The sequence below is a fragment of the Vibrio sp. OPT46 genome (genome assembly GCF_015163535.1).
In the GTDB taxonomy this organism is placed as follows: domain Bacteria; phylum Pseudomonadota; class Gammaproteobacteria; order Enterobacterales; family Vibrionaceae; genus Vibrio; species Vibrio alginolyticus.
Window position 1 is genome coordinate 1 of the sequence record NZ_JADDYG010000726.1, and the last position, 289, is coordinate 289.

The 289-nt window shown below is 38.4% G+C and carries 1 protein-coding gene; it reads right to left on the reverse strand.

Annotated features, from left to right (window positions below; translation table 11 throughout):
• Positions 1 to 289, reverse strand: a 289-nt coding sequence (locus tag IQR33_RS36070; protein ID WP_193844189.1) for a hypothetical protein, incomplete at both ends; no start/stop codon positions are given.

Genomic DNA, 289 nt, shown 5'->3' on the forward strand with positions numbered 1-289 from the left:
TTAATGACTTTTGTATGAGTATGATCGGTATATCCCAAATCATCTCTGATAGTCGCTCGAACTTGTGTGATTGACTTTGAAAAGTCTTCTGTCATTAATACGGTAAGGTAGTTGTATCCTTCTTCCACACCTTGAATATGGCCATCCGAAATAAGGAATTTTTTACCATAAGCTGGATGTAACACTTTGTGCTTGTCAATGATACCACCTAAGGCCCAAGGAAGTTGTTCTCTAGTGTCGTATGTTAAGTCGTTAAAGAAGTGTGAACTAGAGCTACTACGACTACCAA